Genomic DNA, 1,693 nt, shown 5'->3' with positions numbered 1-1,693 from the left:
CGTAAGATTTGACTAACGATGTAGTTTTGCCAGGATTGATTACGTTCTGCGAGCGATCGAAACCAAATTCCATAGGCATAGAGACATTCTGCTGCCCGCTCCCGCTGCAATGCTTGTAAGAGGGCGAGAAACGCTTGCCCTGGCGAGTCTTGCAACACAGCCTGATACAGTAATAGCGAAGCAGCTTGTTGTTGCAAAATTTGGGGAGAGACATCAGAATCCATGGCTGACTAGAATCACTACCTGTAGACGTAACCAGTTAGCAACAATTAGTAGGAGATGAGTGTACATATCAGCCCTTGACTATCACAGCAAAACTATCATTCCATAACAGTCAAACCTGCTCAGACATAGCAACATTGACCGATATAGCAATGCATAGAACAGTTAGAGCGTTAGCAATGAAGAATTAATGCCACCTCTCCATGCTACAGCTACGGATAGCCCCTAAGTAAGAACTTAGATCCCTACTCCGAACTAATGCACTATGTCCCTAGCCTTTAGAGAATTGCTACAAGCCTTGACTACAAGGCTCATCTACAATAATGCCCTAAGAAGCATCTAGCGTATCGCCATATCAACTCATCAAGACCAACTCTTAAACTATCGCCTGCACATCACTATCAATTTGCAATGCATCGTTAGATTGGCATTATCAGCTACCCAGAGCAGTAACACTAGGAACATCCTTACCCACGATGGCAGATGATACGCTAACTATTGCACTGTTGACTATTGCAACATTACTAGCTAATTGCTTATGGGCTAATTGCCTAATGGCTAGTTGTTGGCTAGCTTGAGAATTTGAGCCGTAACTGTCATGCTCTCTTCATAGAGCATTTCTCGTCCCCAGCGTTGAAGTTGTTGGCTCAGCAAGTCCTCTGCTTCTTGATCCGTCAGGGATGTGACCTGACGAATGCTACAGGACTGAGCACCACCGCCCGCTTCCATGCGCATACAGCCGGTGGTTTCTGAACAGAGGATGGTGCAGCAATCAGCTTTCTCATTGCTAGACATGAGACGTAGACCAACAAGGTCTCCCTCAACATCCCCAACATCAGCCACGGGAATGCCTGCTAGCTCGGCTTTGATAGTACGGTTGTCTGGCCCCTTAAAGCTGACATGGGTAATGTCATAGTCAACACTATCTTTCTGGCTGCTGTAGGTAACTGGTTGCCAGTTTAGACGGCTAGCTAGCCAGCCTAAGAACATCAGTGCTTGGGTAGGGTTGCCCTTCTCATAGTCGATCGTGACTTGATCCACTTCCCTAAGGGCGACGCGCCGTTCAGGCGGATCAAACGCCTCAGCAGTTAACTCCTGCCAAGCCGCTAGCCTACGCCAGTTCAAATCAGCCACATTAATTCCCTGTTCCAAGAGGTCATAAACTTTGCATAAATCAGCCTCTGGTTCGGCGAAGCCACTAGAGTCAACGATCGTGCAGGTTGCTAGGTTGCATAAATTGCGAAACAGATCTTGGGAAATGTCGGGTTGTGCTTTCCACCATAGAAACCGAGGTAGTTCTGGAATAACCAGAGACGCTATCAAGTCATACACACGCTGAAGTGCCTCTGAAGTACCTTGCAGAGTAATGTATTCACCACAGATAAGGCTACTGCGACTTTGCTTGTGCACTGGACAATAGGCTGAAACTTGAGCCGTTACGCCTTCATCAGCACCAGCCATAGGGCAAAGG

At 47.3% G+C, this 1,693-nt stretch carries 2 protein-coding genes; both read right to left on the bottom strand.

Annotated elements, in window-relative coordinates:
• The coding region (locus tag NZ772_18545) for an AAA+ family ATPase (GenBank protein MCS6815556.1) at window positions 1-224 on the bottom strand (224 nt) is incomplete at its 3' end.
• Window positions 225-780: 556 nt separating this feature from the next.
• Window positions 781-1,693, bottom strand: a 913-nt coding sequence (opcA, locus tag NZ772_18540; GenBank protein MCS6815555.1) for a glucose-6-phosphate dehydrogenase assembly protein OpcA, incomplete at its 5' end; no start/stop codon positions are given.

It is taken from the genome of Cyanobacteriota bacterium, from assembly GCA_025054735.1.
GTDB lineage: Bacteria > Cyanobacteriota > Cyanobacteriia > SKYG9 > SKYG9 > SKYG9.
This window is presented reverse-complemented; position numbering and strand designations above follow the sequence as displayed.